The sequence below is a fragment of the Micromonospora chalcea genome (assembly GCF_002926165.1).
In the GTDB taxonomy this organism is placed as follows: Bacteria; Actinomycetota; Actinomycetes; order Mycobacteriales; family Micromonosporaceae; genus Micromonospora; species Micromonospora chalcea.
This window is the reverse complement of the sequence record NZ_MAGP01000141.1, coordinates 1-14,460: the sequence shown is the minus strand read 5'-3', so window position 1 is coordinate 14,460 and position 14,460 is coordinate 1. Positions and strand designations below refer to the sequence as shown.

Here is a 14,460-nt window from a genome sequence, read left to right as displayed (position 1 = left end):
TCAGACCGACGGGTTCAGTTCAGCGTTGGTGATGGCGCCGCCCTCGACACCCCACTTGCTGAGGGCCGCCTTGTAGCTGCCGTCGGCGATGACCGCCTGCACGGCCTCCTTGAGCACCTCGGCGAACGCCTGCTGCTCCTTGTTCACCGCGTAGCCGTAGGGCGCCGACTCGTAGATGTCGCCGAGCACCTCCAGCTGGCCGTTGCTCTGCTTCACCGCGTACGCCCCGACCGGGGAGTCGGCCAGCATGGCGTCGTTCTTGCCACTGCCCACGGCGGCGGTGGCGTCGCTCTGCGCCTGGTACTGGTCGATCTTGATGGCCGGCTTGCCGGCGTCGGTGCACTTCTTCGACCGGGCGGTGATGTCGTCGAGCTGGACCGTACCGACCTGCACGGCGATCTTCTTGCCGCAGGCGTTCTCCGGGTCCACCCCGGCCGGGTTGCCCTTCTTGGTCGCCCACTGGGTGCCCGCCGAGTAGTAGCTCACCATGTTGACCGTCTTCAGACGGTCGGCGTTGATGGTGAACGACGAGACGCCGACCTCGTACTTGCCCGAACCCACACCGGGCAGGATCGCGTCGAACGGCGCCGACTCGTACTCGGCCTTGAGACCGAGCTTCTGCGCCACCGCGTTGAACAGCTCGACGTCGAAGCCGACCACGGTCTTGCCGTCCTGGTCCAGGAACTCGGCCGGGGCGTACGTCGAGTCGGTGCCGACCTTGATCACGCCGTCGGCCTTGATGGCGTCCGGCACCTTGGCGGCCAGGTTGGAGTCGGCCGTGGCGGACACCGACGGGCCGTCGCCCGGCTCGGCCGAGTTCTCCTTCTCGCCGCACGCGGCGAGGGAGAGCAGCAGGACGGCCGCACCGGCGACGCCGAGCGCCGCCCGCCGTCCGGGGTTGGGGTGGAACATGGCTGTACTCCTTATTGCGAGGGGTCGGTCGGTCAGGCCACGCCGAGGTAGGCCTCTTTGACCGAGGGGTCGTGCAGCAGGTCCGCGCCGGTGCCGCTCTTGACGATCCGGCCGGTCTCCAGCACGTACGCCCGGTGGGCGCGCGCCAGCGCCTGCTGGGCGTTCTGCTCCACCAGCAGGATCGTGGTGCCCTGCTGGTTGATCTCCGTGATGATCGTGAAGATCTGCTGGATCAGCATCGGCGCGAGACCCATCGACGGCTCGTCGAGCAGCAGCAGCTTCGGCCGGCTCATCAGCGCCCGGCCGACCGCGAGCATCTGCTGCTCGCCGCCGGAGAGCGTGCCGCCGGCCTGCTTGCGCCGCTCGGCCAGCCGCGGGAACAGGTCCAGCACCCGGGCCAGGTCCTGCGCGATGCCGGCCTTGTCGCGCCGGGTGTACGCCCCCATGTCGAGGTTCTCCAGCACCGTCATGCCGGGGAAGATGCCCCGGCCCTCGGGCGCCTGGCACAGCCCGCGGCGGACCCGCAGGTCGGCGCGGAGCTTGGTGATGTCCTCACCGGCGAACTTGATCGTGCCGGAGGCGACCGGCCGGATGCCGGAGATCGCCCGCATGGTGGTGGACTTGCCGGCGCCGTTCGCGCCGATCAGCGCGACGATCTCCCCCTCGTCCACGGTCAGGCTGATGCCGTGCAGCGCCTGGATCCGCCCGTAGAGCAGGCTCACGTCCTCGATCTCAAGCAGCATCGTCCGGCACCCCCAGGTACGCCGCGACCACCTTCGGGTTGTCCCGCACCTCGGCGGGCAGCCCTTCGGCGATCTTCTTTCCGAACTCCAGGACCACGATCCGGTCGGTCACGCCCATCACCAGGCGCATGTCGTGCTCGATCAGCAGCACCGTCACGCCCTGGTCCCGGATCTGCCGGATGAGCTGGAGCAGCTCCTCCTTCTCCGCCGGGTTGAAGCCGGCGGCCGGCTCGTCCAGGCAGAGCAGCTTCGGGTCGGTGGCCAGCGCGCGGGCGATCTCCAGCCGGCGCTGCTCGCCGTAGGACAGGTTGCGGGCGAACTCGTGCATCCGGTTGCTGATGCCGACGAACTCCAGCAGGCGCTCGGCCTTCTCCCGGCCCTCGCGCTCCTCCTTCCAGTGCCGCGGCAGGCGCAGCAGGGCGGCGATCACGCTGGTCTTGTGGTGCGCGTCCGCGCCGACCTGGACGTTCTCCAGCGCGGTCATCTCCGGGAAGAGGCGGATGTTCTGGAACGTACGCGCCATGCCCATCCGGGTGATCTGGTGGCGCTTCTTGCCACTGATCTTCTGGCCCAGGAACCGGATCTGCCCCTCGGTGGGCTGGTAGATACCGGTCATCGCGTTGAAGCAGGTGGTCTTGCCGGCGCCGTTCGGTCCGATCAGACCGAGGATCTCCCCCTTGTAGAGGGTGAAGTCCACGTCGTTGAGGGCCACCACACCGCCGAAGCGCAGCGTGACGTGGTCGACCTCCAGCAACGGCTCCCGCTTGTCGACCGTCTCGACGGCGGGGGCCGCCGCCTGGGCCGGAACTGCCGGGGTCTGCTCGGTGTCACTCACCGACGATCACCTCCTTGCGGCGGTCCTTGAACTCCGCCGCTCGTCGCCGGTTCGGGATCAGGCCCTGCGGCCGGAAGATCATCATCACCACGAGCACCAGACCGAAGAAGAGGAACCGGTACTCGTACAGCTCGATGCCGAACAGCTCGATGCCGCGGAACCGCTCGATCATGTACGCGACCAGGCCGCCGCCGACGATCGCGCCGACGATGTTGCCCGAGCCGCCGAAGATGACGGCGGCCAGGATGATGATCGAGTTGAGCAGCTCGAAGTTCTGCGAGTTGACGAAGTTCTGCTTACCGGCGAACAACGCGCCGGCCAGGCCGGCGATGGCCGCGCCGGAGGCGAACGCCCACAGCTTGAACTTGAACGTCGGCACACCCATGAGCTGGGCGGCGTCCTCGTCCTCACGGATCGAGATCCAGGCCCGGCCGACCCGGCTGTGGGTCAGGTTCCGCACCCCGATCACCACCAGGATGATCAGCGTGAGCACCAGCCAGTAGTACGGGCGGGCGTCGAGCACGCCGAACCACGGCCGGCCGTCGGCGTACTGGCCGGGCGGGTGCGGAATCTGGTTGAAGCCGCGCTGTCCCTTGAGGAACTCGGAGCTGACCGCAGCGATCCGGATCATCTCGGCGAAGCCGAGCGTCACCAGCGCCAGGTAGTCGCCGCGCAGACGCAGCGTCGGCGTGCCGAGCATGACGCCGGAGACCATGGTCAGGCCGATCGCGATCGCCACCACCGCCAGCCACGGCCACAGCGTCTTGAGGTCACTGCTCGGCGAGGTCAGCACCGCCACCGTGTACGCGCCGACGGCGAAAAAGCCGAAGTAGCCGAGGTCGAGCAGACCGGCGAAGCCGACCACGATGTTGAGGCCGACCGCCAGCAGCACGTAGATCGAGACCGTGAACATCACCTGGGTGAAGTTCGCGCCGGGCGTCGGGATCGGCCCGAGGTACTGGTAGAACTCCTTGTTCGGCAGCGCGTAGAAGAACGCGATGACCGCGACCAGCAGCACCCAGCGCACCCAGCGCGGCGCGTGGTGCCAGCGCTCCGAGATCGCGTGCCGGCCCTGCCGCAGCTTGTCCGCCGCCGTCTCCCGCCGCTCCGGCGGGTCGATGGTGGTCGTCATGCGCGTGCCCTCCCCAGTGATTCGCCGAGCAGACCGGTCGGCCGGAACATCAGCAGCACGACCAGCACCGCGAACGCGGCGAAGTCCTTCCACTGACTGCCGAACAGGCCCGCGGCGTAGTTCTCCACGACGCCGAGCAGCAACCCGCCGACGAGCGCGCCGCGCAGGTTGCCGATGCCGCCGAGCACCGCCGCGGTGAACGCCTTGAGGCCCAGCAGGAAGCCGACGCTGTAGGTGAGCGTCTGGATCCGCACGTCGTAGAGCAGGCCCGCGACGCCGGCCATGGTGCCACCGGCGATGAAGACCATCAGGATGATGCGGTCCTTGTTGACGCCCATCAGGGCCGCCGTGTTGGCGTCCTGAGCCACCGCCCGGATGCCGCGGCCGGTACGGCTGCGGTTGATGAACTGGTCCAGCGCGAACATCATCACCAGCGCGGAACCGATCGTGAGCAACTGCACCGCGTCGATCGGCACCCCGGCGATGTGGAACAGCGGCTTCGAGCTGACCAGGATCGGCGCGCCCTCCGGCCGACGCCGGGTGTAGACGCCGAACGCCTCGGAGATGGCGATCGAGGCGCCGATGGCGGTGATGAGGAACGCCAGCGGCGGCGCGTTGCGCTTGCGCAGCGGCCGGTACGCCACCCGTTCGATCACCGTCGCGGTGCCCGCCGAGGCGATGGCCGCCACGATCATCGCCACCAGCAGGTAGAACAGGATCGAGCCGAGGCCGCTGACCTGCGAGTTCTGGTCGAGTCCGAATCCGTTCCAGGTCCAGATCGCGGCGAACGCGCCGGCGATGAAGACCTCGGAGTGGGCGAAGTTGATGAGCCTGAGCACGCCGTACACAAGCGTGTAGCCGAGCGCGACCAGGGCGTAGATGGCGCCCTGCGTCAAGCCGGTCGTGGTGAGTTCCCCGAAGTTGGAGAACAATCCGTCGAAGTCCAAGGGAGGGACGCTCCGTCGCTCAAGAGAAAAAGAGGGTGCGGCCGGGAGCCAGCTCCCGGCCGCACCCGCGATCACTACTCAATCGCCAGTCCAGCGATCGAACGATCAGGACTTGGGGATCTCCTGGTCCGGGACGACCTTGCCGCCCTGCACCTTGAACGCCCAGACCTTGACCTGCGCCGGGTCGAGCTCGCCGCCCTCGACGAACTTGTAGCTGGCGGCAACGCCCTCACCGCTGTAGCCCTTCACGAACTCCAGCAGGTCGGCGCGGCTGCTCTTGCCGGCCTTGATGCCCGCCAGCAGGATGTTCGCCGCGTCGTAGGCGGTGTCGCTGTAGGTGCCCGGGTCGGTGCCGTTGAGCGCCTTGAAGTCGGCGGCAAAGGTGCCGCGCGCCTCGGTGGACGGAGCGCAGGGGCAGGTGAGGATGGTGCCCTCGGCGGCGGCAGCACCGGCGGAGGTGATGTACGCGCCGTCGTTCACGCCGTCACCGGCGACCAGCGGAGCGGTGACCCCGGCAGCGGTGAGCTGCTTACGGATCAGGCCGGCCTCCTGGTAGTAACCGCCGTAGAAGACCGCCTTCACGTTGGCGGCCTTGACCTTGGTGACCACACCGGAGAACTCGGTCTGCTTGCCCTCGCCCTGGACCTTGTCGCTGCCCACGACCGAGGCGCCGAGCACCTTCTTGACCTCGTCGGCCAGGCCGGCGCCGTACGCGGACTGGTCGTCGATGACGTAGACCCGGTCGGCCTTCATCACGTTCTTGATGTAGTTACCGGCGGCGGGGCCCTGGCTCAGGTCGTTGCCGACCGCGCGGAAGAACGTCTTCCAGCCCTGCTCGGCGAGGCTGGGACGGGTCGCGGAGGGGGTGATGGTGACCAGACCGGCCTCGTTGAACAGCGGACCGGCGGCCTCGGACTCGCCCGAGTAGGCCGGACCCACGACACCCAGGATCTTGGTGTCGTCGATCGCCTTCTGGGCCAGACCCGGCGCCTGGTCCGGGCTGCCCTGCGAGTCGAGCTCGGCGAGCTCCACCTTGCAGTCCGGGTTCTCCTTGTTGTACTTGTCGACGGCCAGCTTGACGCCGTTCTTCTCGTTGATGCCCAGCGCGGCCGAGCTTCCGGTCAGCGCGCCGAAGAAAGCGATCTTGCTCCCGCAGGCGCTGCCCCCGGAACCCTCATCGTCGCTGCCGCTGGAACAAGCGGTGCCACCGGCGACGAGCGCCAGCATGGCGACCCCGCCGATCACGCGTGCGAGCTTCTGCCTCAAGGCCCGAACCCTCCTCCGTCCATGATCCGAACCACCCGCCGCTGATTGGCCCTTGCGGGGTGGACGAACCAAGACCGTCGTCGCCGGTCTGGGCCGGGACGTTATCCCACCGGAAGCGGTGGCGTAAGACCTGGAAAGCGGGGTTGACCGAACCGTTACACGCGGTGGCGGATTCAAGCCGATCGCCGTAAGAACCGTAGGCGGGGAAAGGCTTTCACCAACTATTCCTCGGTAACGGGCCCATCGGCGATCACCCGCTACCGATCGATGGCCGGCAACGCCCCCCACCAGGCACGGGACGTTTTCCCGTCGTCGGCGAACACGAACAGCCCGTCGTCGCCGACGGCCACCGCCAGCGCCGCGTCGCCACCGTCCGGCACCGGCACCGGAGTGATCACCGGAAGCCACGACGCGCCGCCGTCACGCGACATCCAGAGCCGTCGCTGAGCCCCGTCACCGGTCACCGCGACGAGCCGCCGACCCGCCGCCGCGAGCGCGTCCACCGACGACACCCCGGGACCCGCCGTACCGAACCCGCCGACCCGCCGCCACCCCTGCACCGCACCCGCCGAACCGGCCGACGGCGAGCCGCAGTCGTCGCACCCGCGCCACACCGCGAACCGGTCACCCACCGGCCCGAGGACCACCGGCCCACCGTCGGCCGGCACCACCCGCTCCGCCGCCCCGGCCGCCCCGTCCGGCACCGGCAGGGCCACCCGCCGCCACACCCGGCCGTCGGCCGAGGCCCACGCGAGAGGCGTCCGGGCCGTCCCGCCGGGCGGCAGCAACGACCCCACCACCAGCCAGCCCGACCCCACCGCCGCCACGTCGTACGCCGCCGTCCGGCCCCGGCCGTCGCCGGCCAGCTCCGCCACGCCCTCGCGCAGGACGAACCCCTCGGCGTCCGGCGACGCCCACACCGACGCGCCGTCCGCGCGCGACCCGGCGACCAACCACCCACCCGGCCCGGCCGCCAGCCGCGACGCGCTCACCGCGCGCGGGCCACCGAACAACTCGAACGCCGCCGGCACCTCCCGCACCGGCCCACCCGGACGCCAGACCCACGTCCCGGTACGCGGATTGCCGTGCACACCACCGGTCTTCGCACCCAGCGCCGCCATCCCGTCACCCCGGCACGCGACCGCGTAGAGCACGTGCTGACGGCCGTAGAACGTCTGCCCTCGTACCGGGATCGACGACCAGGTCACGCCGTCCGATGAGGACCAAACCGCCGGCCGGGTCTCCTCCGCCGCGTCGACCAGCCCGCCCACCACGTACCAGCGGCCGGCACAGCGCGCCACGTCCCGGGGCACCGGGCGGCCTGCGGCACCGTCGGGAAGGGCCAGCTCCACGGCCCGCCACTCCGGGCGCACCGGCGCCTGCACGGGCAGCGGCTGCGGGGTGGCGTGACAGGCCGCCACGAGCGACGCGGCAGCGGTCACGGCGGCGAGCGCCGGCCGGACGCGCACGGAAGGCATGGACCCGATCCTATCGATCGGGCACCTTCCGGCAGGTCAGGAAGCCGGCTGCTCCACCTCGCCGCCGGCGGTCTCGGCGAGGATCCGCTCGGCGACCTCCTTCATGGTCATCCGGTGGTCCATCGCGGTGCGCTGGATCCACTTGAAGGCCTGCGGCTCGGTCATGCCGTACGTGGTCATCAGCGCGCCCTTGGCGCGCTCCACGGTCTTGCGGATCTCCAGCCGGTCAGTGAGGCCGGCGACCTCCGACTCCAGCGCGGCGATCTCGGAGTAGCGGGACAGCGCGATCTCGACCGCCGGCACCAGGTCGCTCTTCTGGAACGGCTTGACCAGGTACGCCATCGCGCCGGCCGCCCGCGCCCGCTCCACCAGGTCACGCTGGCTGAACGCGGTCAGGATGATCACCGGGGCGATGCGCGCGCCGGCGATCCGCTCGGCGGCGGCCAGCCCGTCCATGATCGGCATCTTGATGTCGAGGATGACCAGGTCTGGCTTGAGCTGCTCGGCGAGCTTGACGGCGGTCTCGCCGTCGCCGGCCTCGCCGACCACCTCGTAGCCCTCTTCGACGAGCATCTCGGCCAGGTCCAGCCGGATGAGCGCCTCGTCCTCGGCGATCAGAACGCGCTTGCGCTCGGCGTCCGCCTGCATCTCGCCCACGAGCCACTCCCACCGGTTCGAGCCCGACACCCGCCCTGCCGGGTGCCGCCGCCTTCAGCCTAGCGGGTAAGCTGTCGAGGCCGAATCACGGAACGCCCTCGTAGCCCAACTGGCAGCAGGCAATGGATTCAAACTCCATACAGTGTGGGTTCGAATCCCACCGAGGGCACCAGAAATGTCATACAGGCGTTCGACCATAGGGTTGTGCATCCACCCGAACTGCGCGCCCGGGCGCGGCGTCTCTACCTCGACGGCGCGACCGTTGCCCAGGTGGCGCGGACCGTGGGGCTCTCCTACCCGACGGTTCGCCACTGGTGCAAGGATCGGCCGACGCCGAAGCAGCAGGGCACCGCACTGCGATGCTTCCGCTGTCGTGACGACATGCACGCTCCGACAGACCCGGCGGCCTACGCCTATCTCCTCGGCCTCTACCTCGGCGACGGGCACCTCGTCACCAAGGCCCGGGTGCCGGTGCTCCGGATCGCCTGCAGCGACTGCTGGCCGGGCCTGATCGAAGCGTGCGACGACGCCATGCGAGCGGTGCTGGCCGAGAAGGTGCAGCGGGTCGCAAAACCGGGCTGCGTCAATGTGCAGAGTTACGGCAAGCACTGGCCGTGCCTACTACCGCAGCACGGGCCCGGCAAGAAGCACGAGCGCCCGATCGTCCTGGCGGACTGGCAGCGCCCCATCGTCGAGGCCCAGGCGGGCGACTTCCTGCGCGGCCTCTTCCACTCCGACGGCTGCCGTTTCGCCAATCAGGTGGTCGTGCGCGGCAAGCGCTACGTCTATCCGCGCTACATGTTCGCCAACGAGTCGGCCGACATCATGGGCCTGTGCCAGCAGGCCCTCGACCGGCTCGGCATCGCCTGGCGGATGAACCGCCCCAACTCCCTGTCGGTGGCCCGCCGGGAGGCGGTCGCCGCCCTCGACCGGCACGTCGGCCCCAAGTCGTGACCGGCCCGTAGCGCCGACGCGGACGACCGCAGCGCGTCAGATCCGCGACAGTGCCCGCGCGAGGTCCGCCCGCAGGTCCTCCGGGTCCTCCAGGCCGACCGAGACGCGCAGCAGCCCGCCGCAGGGCTTCGCGTCACCCTCGACCGGCCGGTGGGTGAGCGAGGCCGGGTGCTGGATCAGCGTGTCGACGCCGCCGAGCGACACCGCGTGCGTGATCAGCTCGCAGGCGCCGGCGACCTCGGCCGCGGCGGGCGCGCCACCGCGTACCTCGAAGGCGAGCAGGCTGCCGGTGCCGGACATCTGCCGGCCGACCAGCCCGGCCGGGTCGTGCAGCGACGGGTGGTGGACGCGCTCGACGGCGGGGTGCCCGGCGAGCCAGGCGGCGAGCTTCTCGGCACCGGCCTGCTGGGCGCGGACGCGCAGCGGGAGGGTCTGGATGCCGCGGTGCAGCAGGTACGCGCCGAGCGGGTGCAGGACGGCGCCGGTGACGGCGCGGACCTGGCGCAGCCGGGCGGCCCACTCGGGGGCGCAGGCGATCACGCCGGCGAGGACGTCGCCGTGGCCGCCGATGCTCTTGGTGGCGCTGTGCAGCACGAGCGCGGCGCCGTGGCGGGCGGGCTGCTGGAGCACCGGGGTGGCGACGGTGTTGTCGACGAGCAGCGGGACGTCACCGGCGGCGTCGGCGAGCGCGGCGATGTCGACCAGGTCGAGGCTGGGGTTCGCCGGGGTCTCGACCACGACCAGGGCGGTGTCGGGACGGATCGCGGCGGCAACGTCGGCGGGGGTGGCCCAGGTGACCTCGGTGCCGAGCAGGCCGGTGGCGAGGACGTGGTCGGTGCCGCCGTAGAGGGGGCGGACGGCGACGATGTGGCGGTTGCCGTCGCGGGTGGCGGCGAGCAGGGCGGCGGTGAGCGCGGCCATGCCGCTGGCGAAGGCGACGGCCTCGGCGGTGCCTTCGAGCTGGGCGAGCGCGGTCTCGAACCGGGCCACCGTGGGGTTCCAGAGGCGCTGGTAGACGGCGCTGCCGCCGGCCGGGAGGGTGCCACCGGTGGCGAGCGTCTCGTAGTCGTCACCGCCGCCGGCCACCGAGGGCAGCGGGTTGGTGGTGGACAGGTCGATCGGCGGGACGTGGACGCCGAGCCCGGCGAGGTCGGCGCGCCCGGCGTGTACGGCTGCGGTGTCCACGGAAGTCATGCCAGAAGCGTCGAACATGACGACGGTGAGAGGCAATAGCAGCGAAGAAGATTCTGACAATCACGCTTTCGCCCAGCGGTGATTCGGTGAAGGATGGTCACATGCCTGCCGCACCGAATGATGTACGGCCGTTCGCCGGCCTGGACGACGTCGACCGCGCGATCCTCAACGAGCTGGCGGCCGACGGCCGGCTGCCGAACAACGCGCTGGCCGAGCGGGTCGGGGTGGCGCCGTCGACGTGCCTGACGCGTACCCGGGCGCTGCGCGAGTGCGGGGCGATCCGCGGGTTCCACGCCGAGGTGGACCCGGCGGCGGTGGGGCTGCCGTTGCAGGCGCTGGTGTCGGTGCGGCTGACCGCGCACGAGCGGGCCGCTGTGGACGCGTTCCGGGCCCGGTCGGTGCGGCTACCAGGGGTGGTGTCGGTGTTCCACGTGGCCGGCGCGGAGGACTACGTGCTGCACGTGCGGGCCGCCTCCGGTGACGCGCTGCGGGACTTCGTCCTCGATCATCTCGCAGTCGATCCGGCGGTGCAGCACACCCAGACCAGCCTGATCTTCGAGCAGGCCCGGGGTATGGGGTAGCGCACCCGGCGGAACAATTCCGGCACGTGGCCTGTTGCACCACGCTGTGATCGACGTACCCATGTCTGTTCTTGATCTTGCCCCGGTGGCGGCGACCGGCAACGCCGGTGAGGCGCTGCGGTACACCACGGAGCTGGCCCGCCGCACCGAGGAGCTGGGCTACCGCCGGTTCTGGGTGGCCGAGCACCACAACATGCCCGCCATCGCCAGTTCCGCGCCGGCGGTGCTGCTCGCGCACCTGGCGGCGAACACCAGCACCATCCGGCTCGGCTCGGGCGGGGTGATGCTGCCCAACCACGCGCCGCTGGTGGTGGCCGAGCAGTTCGGCACCCTGGAGGCGCTGCACCCGGGCCGGATCGACCTGGGCATCGGCCGGGCACCCGGCACCGACCAGGTGACCGCGCTGGCGCTCCGACGCACCATGGAGGGCCTGTCCGCGGAGCACTTCCCGCGTGCGCTGGCCGACCTGATGAACTACTTCTCCGGCGCCGAGCCGGGCCCGATCACCGCGACGCCGGGCCGCGGCCAGTCGCCGCAGGTGTGGCTGCTCGGGTCCAGCGGATTCAGCGCGCAGCTGGCCGGCCTGCTCGGGCTGCCGTTCTCGTTCGCGCACCACTTCAGCTCGCAGAACACCATCCCGGCGTTGCAGCTCTACCGGCAGAACTTCCGGCCGTCGCAGTGGCTGGACCGGCCGTACGCGATGGTGGCGGTCAACGCGGTCTGCGCGGAGACCGACGAGCGGGCCGAATGGCTGGCCGGGCCGGCCGGGCTGTCGTTCCTGAAGCTGCGCTCGGGGCGCCCGGAGCCGCTGGTCACGCCGGAGGAGGCGGCGGCGTACCCGTACTCGGAGTTCGAGCGGGAGTTCGTCGCCCAGCGCCGCGACGGCCAGGCGACCGGCTCGCCGGAGACGGTGGCCCGGCAGCTCGGGGAACTGCTTGCCCGCACCGGCGCGGACGAGCTGATGCTCACCACGATGGTGTACGACGTGGCGGACCGGGTCCGCTCGTTCGAGCTGATCGCCGAGAAGGTGGCGGGCGGGCTGCGCCGGGAAGGCTGAAACACGCTCTTCATAGCCACGTCACCGCAGGGTCGCGCGGGACGCATAACTTTGTCCCCGGTGGTGGTACGGCATTCCCGGTCGGGACGGGTCGGGAATGCTGCGGTGTGGTGCACCGGGTCGCCGGCGGAGCGGATTCCGCGGCCGGCGACCCGGTGCCTGTCGTTTCAGCGCAGGTAGATGTTCGGCGCGGCCGGGGTGCTCATGCCGTCGCCAAGGTAGAAGCCCGGGTGCGGCGGCTGGTTGTAGGCGGTGTTCTGCCAGGCCACCGCCACCCGGTACTGCGGGTCGTGCATCAGCGTCGGCAGCCGCAGGCCGGTGGTGACCGGCGTGCTGTAGATCCGGAGCGCGGTGCTGTCGGAGGTGCGCCAGACGACCTCCTCCCGCCAGTCGCCGAGCAGGTCCGCCGAGAGCGCCGGGGTGGACTTGGTGCCGTTGTTCGAGGCGACGCCGCTGCCGGTGAGCAGGCGGGTCTCGCCGCCGGTGCCGTACTTGTCGATCTTCGTGGCGTCGAGCAGCTCCCGGACCGGGTCGCCGTCCCACCAGATCAGGAAGTTCGCCGACGACGGCTTGCGCCCGACGTTCTGGCCCCGGGTGTTGAGCAGCCCGTCGACGGCCGACGACCAGGACTCTGCGCCCGGGCTGCCGGCCCAGACGTCGCCGGAGACGCCGCGGCCGTTGTCGCCGTTCGGCGCGGTCTGCCAGATGATCTGCCCGGTACGCGCGTCGGCCATCCAGGAGCTGGGCTTGCTGCCGTCCTCGTCGACCTTGAACACCTCCAGGCCGGCGCGGGACGGGTCGAGGTCGCCGACGTGCAGCGCGTCGCCGTGGCCGTTGCCGGTGGAGTACAGCAGCCGGCCGTTGTCGTCGATGGTGGCGGCGCCGTACACGATCTCCTGACGGCCGTCGTTGTCGACGTCGGCCACGGAGAGCTGGTGGTTGCCCTGGCCGGCGGCGGCGCCGTTGCCGGAGGCGTTCGAGTCGAACGTCCAGCGCTTGCGCAGCGTGCCGTCGCGGAAGTCCCAGGCGGCGACGACGGCCCGGGTGTAGTAGCCACGCGCCATGATCAGCGAGGGGCGCTGCCCGTCCAGGTACGCGGTGCCGGCGAGGAACCTGTCGACCCGGTTGCCGTACGAGTCGCCCCAGGACGAGACGGTGCCACGCGGCGGGTCGTAGTCGACTGTGGACAGGGCCGCGCCGGTGCGGCCGTCGAACATGGTCAGGTATTCGGGGCCGGCGAGCACGTAGCCGCTGGAGTTGCGGTGGTCGGCCGAGCCGTTGCCGATCACCTGGCCGGTGCCGGAGCGGGTGCCGTCGGCGGTCTTCATGGCCACCTCGGCGTCTCCGTCGCCGTCGTAGTCGTACACCTGGAACTGGGTGTAGTGGGCGCCGGCGCGGATGTTGCGCCCCAGGTCGACGCGCCACAGCCGGGTGCCGGTGAGCGTGTACGCGTCGACGTAGACGTTGCCGGTGTAGCCGGACTGCGAGTTGTCCTTGGCGTTCGACGGGTCCCACTTGAGCACGAACTCGTAGCGGCCGTCGCCGTCGAGGTCACCGACGCTCGCGTCGTTCGCCGAGTAGCTGTACCCCTCCCCGGCCGGGGTGGTGCCGCCGGGCGGCGGCTGGATCGGCACGTCCAGGTAGCCGTTGGCGAACTGGAGCGCCGGGGCCGACGCCGCCTGCTCGGCGCCGTTCACCACGGCCCGCACGGTGTACGCGGACCCGGCCGCCGCGCCGCTGTCCAGGTACGTGGTGGCGCCGGTGATCGGGCTGGCGTTGACCTTGGTGCCACCTCGGTAGAGGTTGAACGCCACACCGGTGGTCTCGGTGCCGAGCAGCCGCCAGGAGACGAGGTTGCCGCTGCCGGAGCGGACGCTGACCAGCCCTCGGTCGAGCTTCTCCATCTGCTTCGCCCCGGCCGGCGGGTCGGTGGGCGGGGGCGTGGTTGGTGGCGGCGTGGTGGGCGGCGGCGTGGTGGGCGGAGGCGGCGTCGACGGCGGCGCGCTGGTGGACGGCGCGCCGGTGCAGGCGGTGCCGTTGAGCGTGAACGCGGCCGGCACCGGGTTCGACGCGTTGTTCCACGAGCCGTTGAAGCCGAAGTTCGCGGCGCCGCCGGTGCCGATGGCCGCGTTGTAGCCGGCGTCGCGGGCGCTCACCTGCGCGCCGGACTGGCTGACCGTCGCGTTCCACGCCTGGACGACCTGCTGGCCGGCGGCGAAGCTCCAGCCGAGGGTCCAGCCGTTGACCGGGTCGCCGAGGTTGGTCACTGTCACGTCGGCGCCGAATCCGCCGCTCCACTGGTTGGTGATCCGGTAGTCGACCCGGCAGCCGACGGCCGCCGCCGCGGCGGTCATCGTGGTGAGCGCGCCGGCCGACAGGGTGAGCGCCGAGGCCGCGGCGAGCAGCGCGAGCCGGCGGCGTGGGGTGGTGAGATGCACGGAGATGCCTTTCGCGGAGGTCATGCACGCGACGACGCCGGCCTGCCCGGACCGGCGGATACGTGCCCTGACGCGACGGGCGACGTCAACGCATCGACGTCGATGATTCGGCTCCGCGCTCCGTCAGCCTAGGTCACCGCCGGACACCCCCACAAGCGCGGCGGCGTGCGCGAGGCGGGCAGCGCGGCGGCGCGGCGTGGGCGTGGCAGCGCGGGCGCGGCAGCGGGCGGGGCGGCGCGCCCGCGCTGCCACGCCCACGCCGCGCC

Annotated in this window: 13 protein-coding genes, 1 tRNA gene and 1 pseudogene; 5 read left to right on the top strand and 10 right to left on the bottom strand. The window is 71.1% G+C overall.

Annotation, left to right across the window (positions count from 1 at the left end; translation table 11 throughout):
• The 8 genes from BAW75_RS23775 to BAW75_RS23740 all read right to left on the bottom strand — a co-directional run bounded on the left by BAW75_RS23775 (position 1) and on the right by BAW75_RS23740 (position 7,970).
• On the bottom strand, positions 1–912 hold the full coding sequence (locus tag BAW75_RS23775) for an ABC transporter substrate-binding protein (protein WP_104114974.1): 912 nt from the start codon (positions 910–912) through the stop codon (positions 1–3).
• Positions 913–944: 32 nt separating this feature from the next.
• A complete protein-coding gene (locus BAW75_RS23770) occupies positions 945–1,655 on the bottom strand; it encodes an ABC transporter ATP-binding protein (protein WP_043329572.1) in 711 nt (236 codons plus the stop codon).
• Positions 1,645–2,490 (bottom strand): ABC transporter ATP-binding protein, encoded by an 846-nt coding sequence (locus BAW75_RS23765; RefSeq protein WP_030503808.1) that lies wholly within the window; start codon positions 2,488–2,490, stop codon positions 1,645–1,647. The genes BAW75_RS23770 and BAW75_RS23765 overlap by 11 nt, the downstream gene beginning before the upstream one ends.
• Positions 2,483–3,622, bottom strand: coding sequence for a branched-chain amino acid ABC transporter permease (locus tag BAW75_RS23760; protein WP_104114973.1), 1,140 nt, complete (start codon positions 3,620–3,622; stop codon positions 2,483–2,485). Before BAW75_RS23760 ends, BAW75_RS23765 begins: the two co-directional genes overlap by 8 nt.
• Positions 3,619–4,569: a branched-chain amino acid ABC transporter permease gene (locus BAW75_RS23755; protein WP_104114972.1), complete on the bottom strand. Its 951-nt coding sequence runs from the start codon at positions 4,567–4,569 to the stop codon at positions 3,619–3,621. Before BAW75_RS23755 ends, BAW75_RS23760 begins: the two co-directional genes overlap by 4 nt.
• Before the next feature lie 105 nt (positions 4,570–4,674).
• Positions 4,675–5,835, bottom strand: coding sequence for a branched-chain amino acid ABC transporter substrate-binding protein (locus BAW75_RS23750; RefSeq protein ID WP_104114971.1), 1,161 nt, complete (start codon positions 5,833–5,835; stop codon positions 4,675–4,677).
• Positions 5,836–6,092: 257 nt separating this feature from the next.
• Positions 6,093–7,313, bottom strand: coding sequence for a hypothetical protein (locus BAW75_RS23745; RefSeq protein WP_104114970.1), 1,221 nt, complete (start codon positions 7,311–7,313; stop codon positions 6,093–6,095).
• 36 nt (positions 7,314–7,349) lie between these two features.
• Positions 7,350–7,970 (bottom strand): ANTAR domain-containing response regulator, encoded by a 621-nt coding sequence (locus BAW75_RS23740; protein WP_043331122.1) that lies wholly within the window; start codon positions 7,968–7,970, stop codon positions 7,350–7,352.
• A gap of 94 nt (positions 7,971–8,064) precedes the next feature.
• Between BAW75_RS23740 and BAW75_RS23735 the strand changes: the two genes are divergently transcribed.
• From BAW75_RS23735 to BAW75_RS23730, 3 genes and pseudogenes are all read left to right on the top strand, one after another.
• Positions 8,065–8,142: transfer RNA gene (locus tag BAW75_RS23735), tRNA-Leu, on the top strand.
• Positions 8,115–8,279, top strand: a pseudogene (locus tag BAW75_RS33350) (helix-turn-helix domain-containing protein); the annotation flags it as partial. The gene BAW75_RS23735 and the pseudogene BAW75_RS33350, both read left to right, overlap by 28 nt.
• Before the next feature lie 72 nt (positions 8,280–8,351).
• A complete protein-coding gene (locus tag BAW75_RS23730) occupies positions 8,352–8,924 on the top strand; it encodes an LAGLIDADG family homing endonuclease (RefSeq protein ID WP_275937811.1) in 573 nt (190 codons plus the stop codon).
• Between the two features lie 36 nt (positions 8,925–8,960).
• On the opposite strand, the gene BAW75_RS23725 is transcribed toward BAW75_RS23730, so the two are convergent.
• Complete coding sequence (locus tag BAW75_RS23725; RefSeq protein WP_104114968.1) at positions 8,961–10,136, bottom strand: trans-sulfuration enzyme family protein; 1,176 nt, start codon at positions 10,134–10,136, stop codon at positions 8,961–8,963.
• Between the two features lie 83 nt (positions 10,137–10,219).
• Between BAW75_RS23725 and BAW75_RS23720 the strand changes: the two genes are divergently transcribed.
• Positions 10,220–10,699, top strand: a complete 480-nt coding sequence (locus BAW75_RS23720; RefSeq protein WP_104114967.1) for an Lrp/AsnC family transcriptional regulator — start codon at positions 10,220–10,222, stop codon at positions 10,697–10,699.
• A gap of 61 nt (positions 10,700–10,760) precedes the next feature.
• Positions 10,761–11,756, top strand: a complete 996-nt coding sequence (locus BAW75_RS23715; RefSeq protein WP_208635300.1) for an LLM class flavin-dependent oxidoreductase — start codon at positions 10,761–10,763, stop codon at positions 11,754–11,756.
• Between the two features lie 167 nt (positions 11,757–11,923).
• Here BAW75_RS23715 and BAW75_RS23710 read toward each other — a convergent pair whose 3' ends face one another.
• A complete protein-coding gene (locus tag BAW75_RS23710) occupies positions 11,924–14,218 on the bottom strand; it encodes a rhamnogalacturonan lyase family protein (RefSeq protein ID WP_275937810.1) in 2,295 nt (764 codons plus the stop codon).
• Positions 14,219–14,460 lie beyond the last annotated feature (242 nt).

Coding starts and splice junctions, on each gene's coding strand:
- BAW75_RS23775 (WP_104114974.1), bottom strand. CDS start 912: ATGTTCCACCCCAACCCCGGACGGCGGGCGGCGCTCGGCGTCGCCGGT.
- BAW75_RS23770 (WP_043329572.1), bottom strand. CDS start 1,655: ATGCTGCTTGAGATCGAGGACGTGAGCCTGCTCTACGGGCGGATCCAG.
- BAW75_RS23760 (WP_104114973.1), bottom strand. CDS start 3,622: ATGACGACCACCATCGACCCGCCGGAGCGGCGGGAGACGGCGGCGGAC.
- BAW75_RS23745 (WP_104114970.1), bottom strand. CDS start 7,313: ATGCCTTCCGTGCGCGTCCGGCCGGCGCTCGCCGCCGTGACCGCTGCC.
- BAW75_RS23730 (WP_275937811.1), top strand. CDS start 8,352: ATGCACGCTCCGACAGACCCGGCGGCCTACGCCTATCTCCTCGGCCTC.
- BAW75_RS23725 (WP_104114968.1), bottom strand. CDS start 10,136: ATGTTCGACGCTTCTGGCATGACTTCCGTGGACACCGCAGCCGTACAC.
- BAW75_RS23720 (WP_104114967.1), top strand. CDS start 10,220: ATGCCTGCCGCACCGAATGATGTACGGCCGTTCGCCGGCCTGGACGAC.
- BAW75_RS23715 (WP_208635300.1), top strand. CDS start 10,761: ATGTCTGTTCTTGATCTTGCCCCGGTGGCGGCGACCGGCAACGCCGGT.
- BAW75_RS23710 (WP_275937810.1), bottom strand. CDS start 14,218: ATGACCTCCGCGAAAGGCATCTCCGTGCATCTCACCACCCCACGCCGC.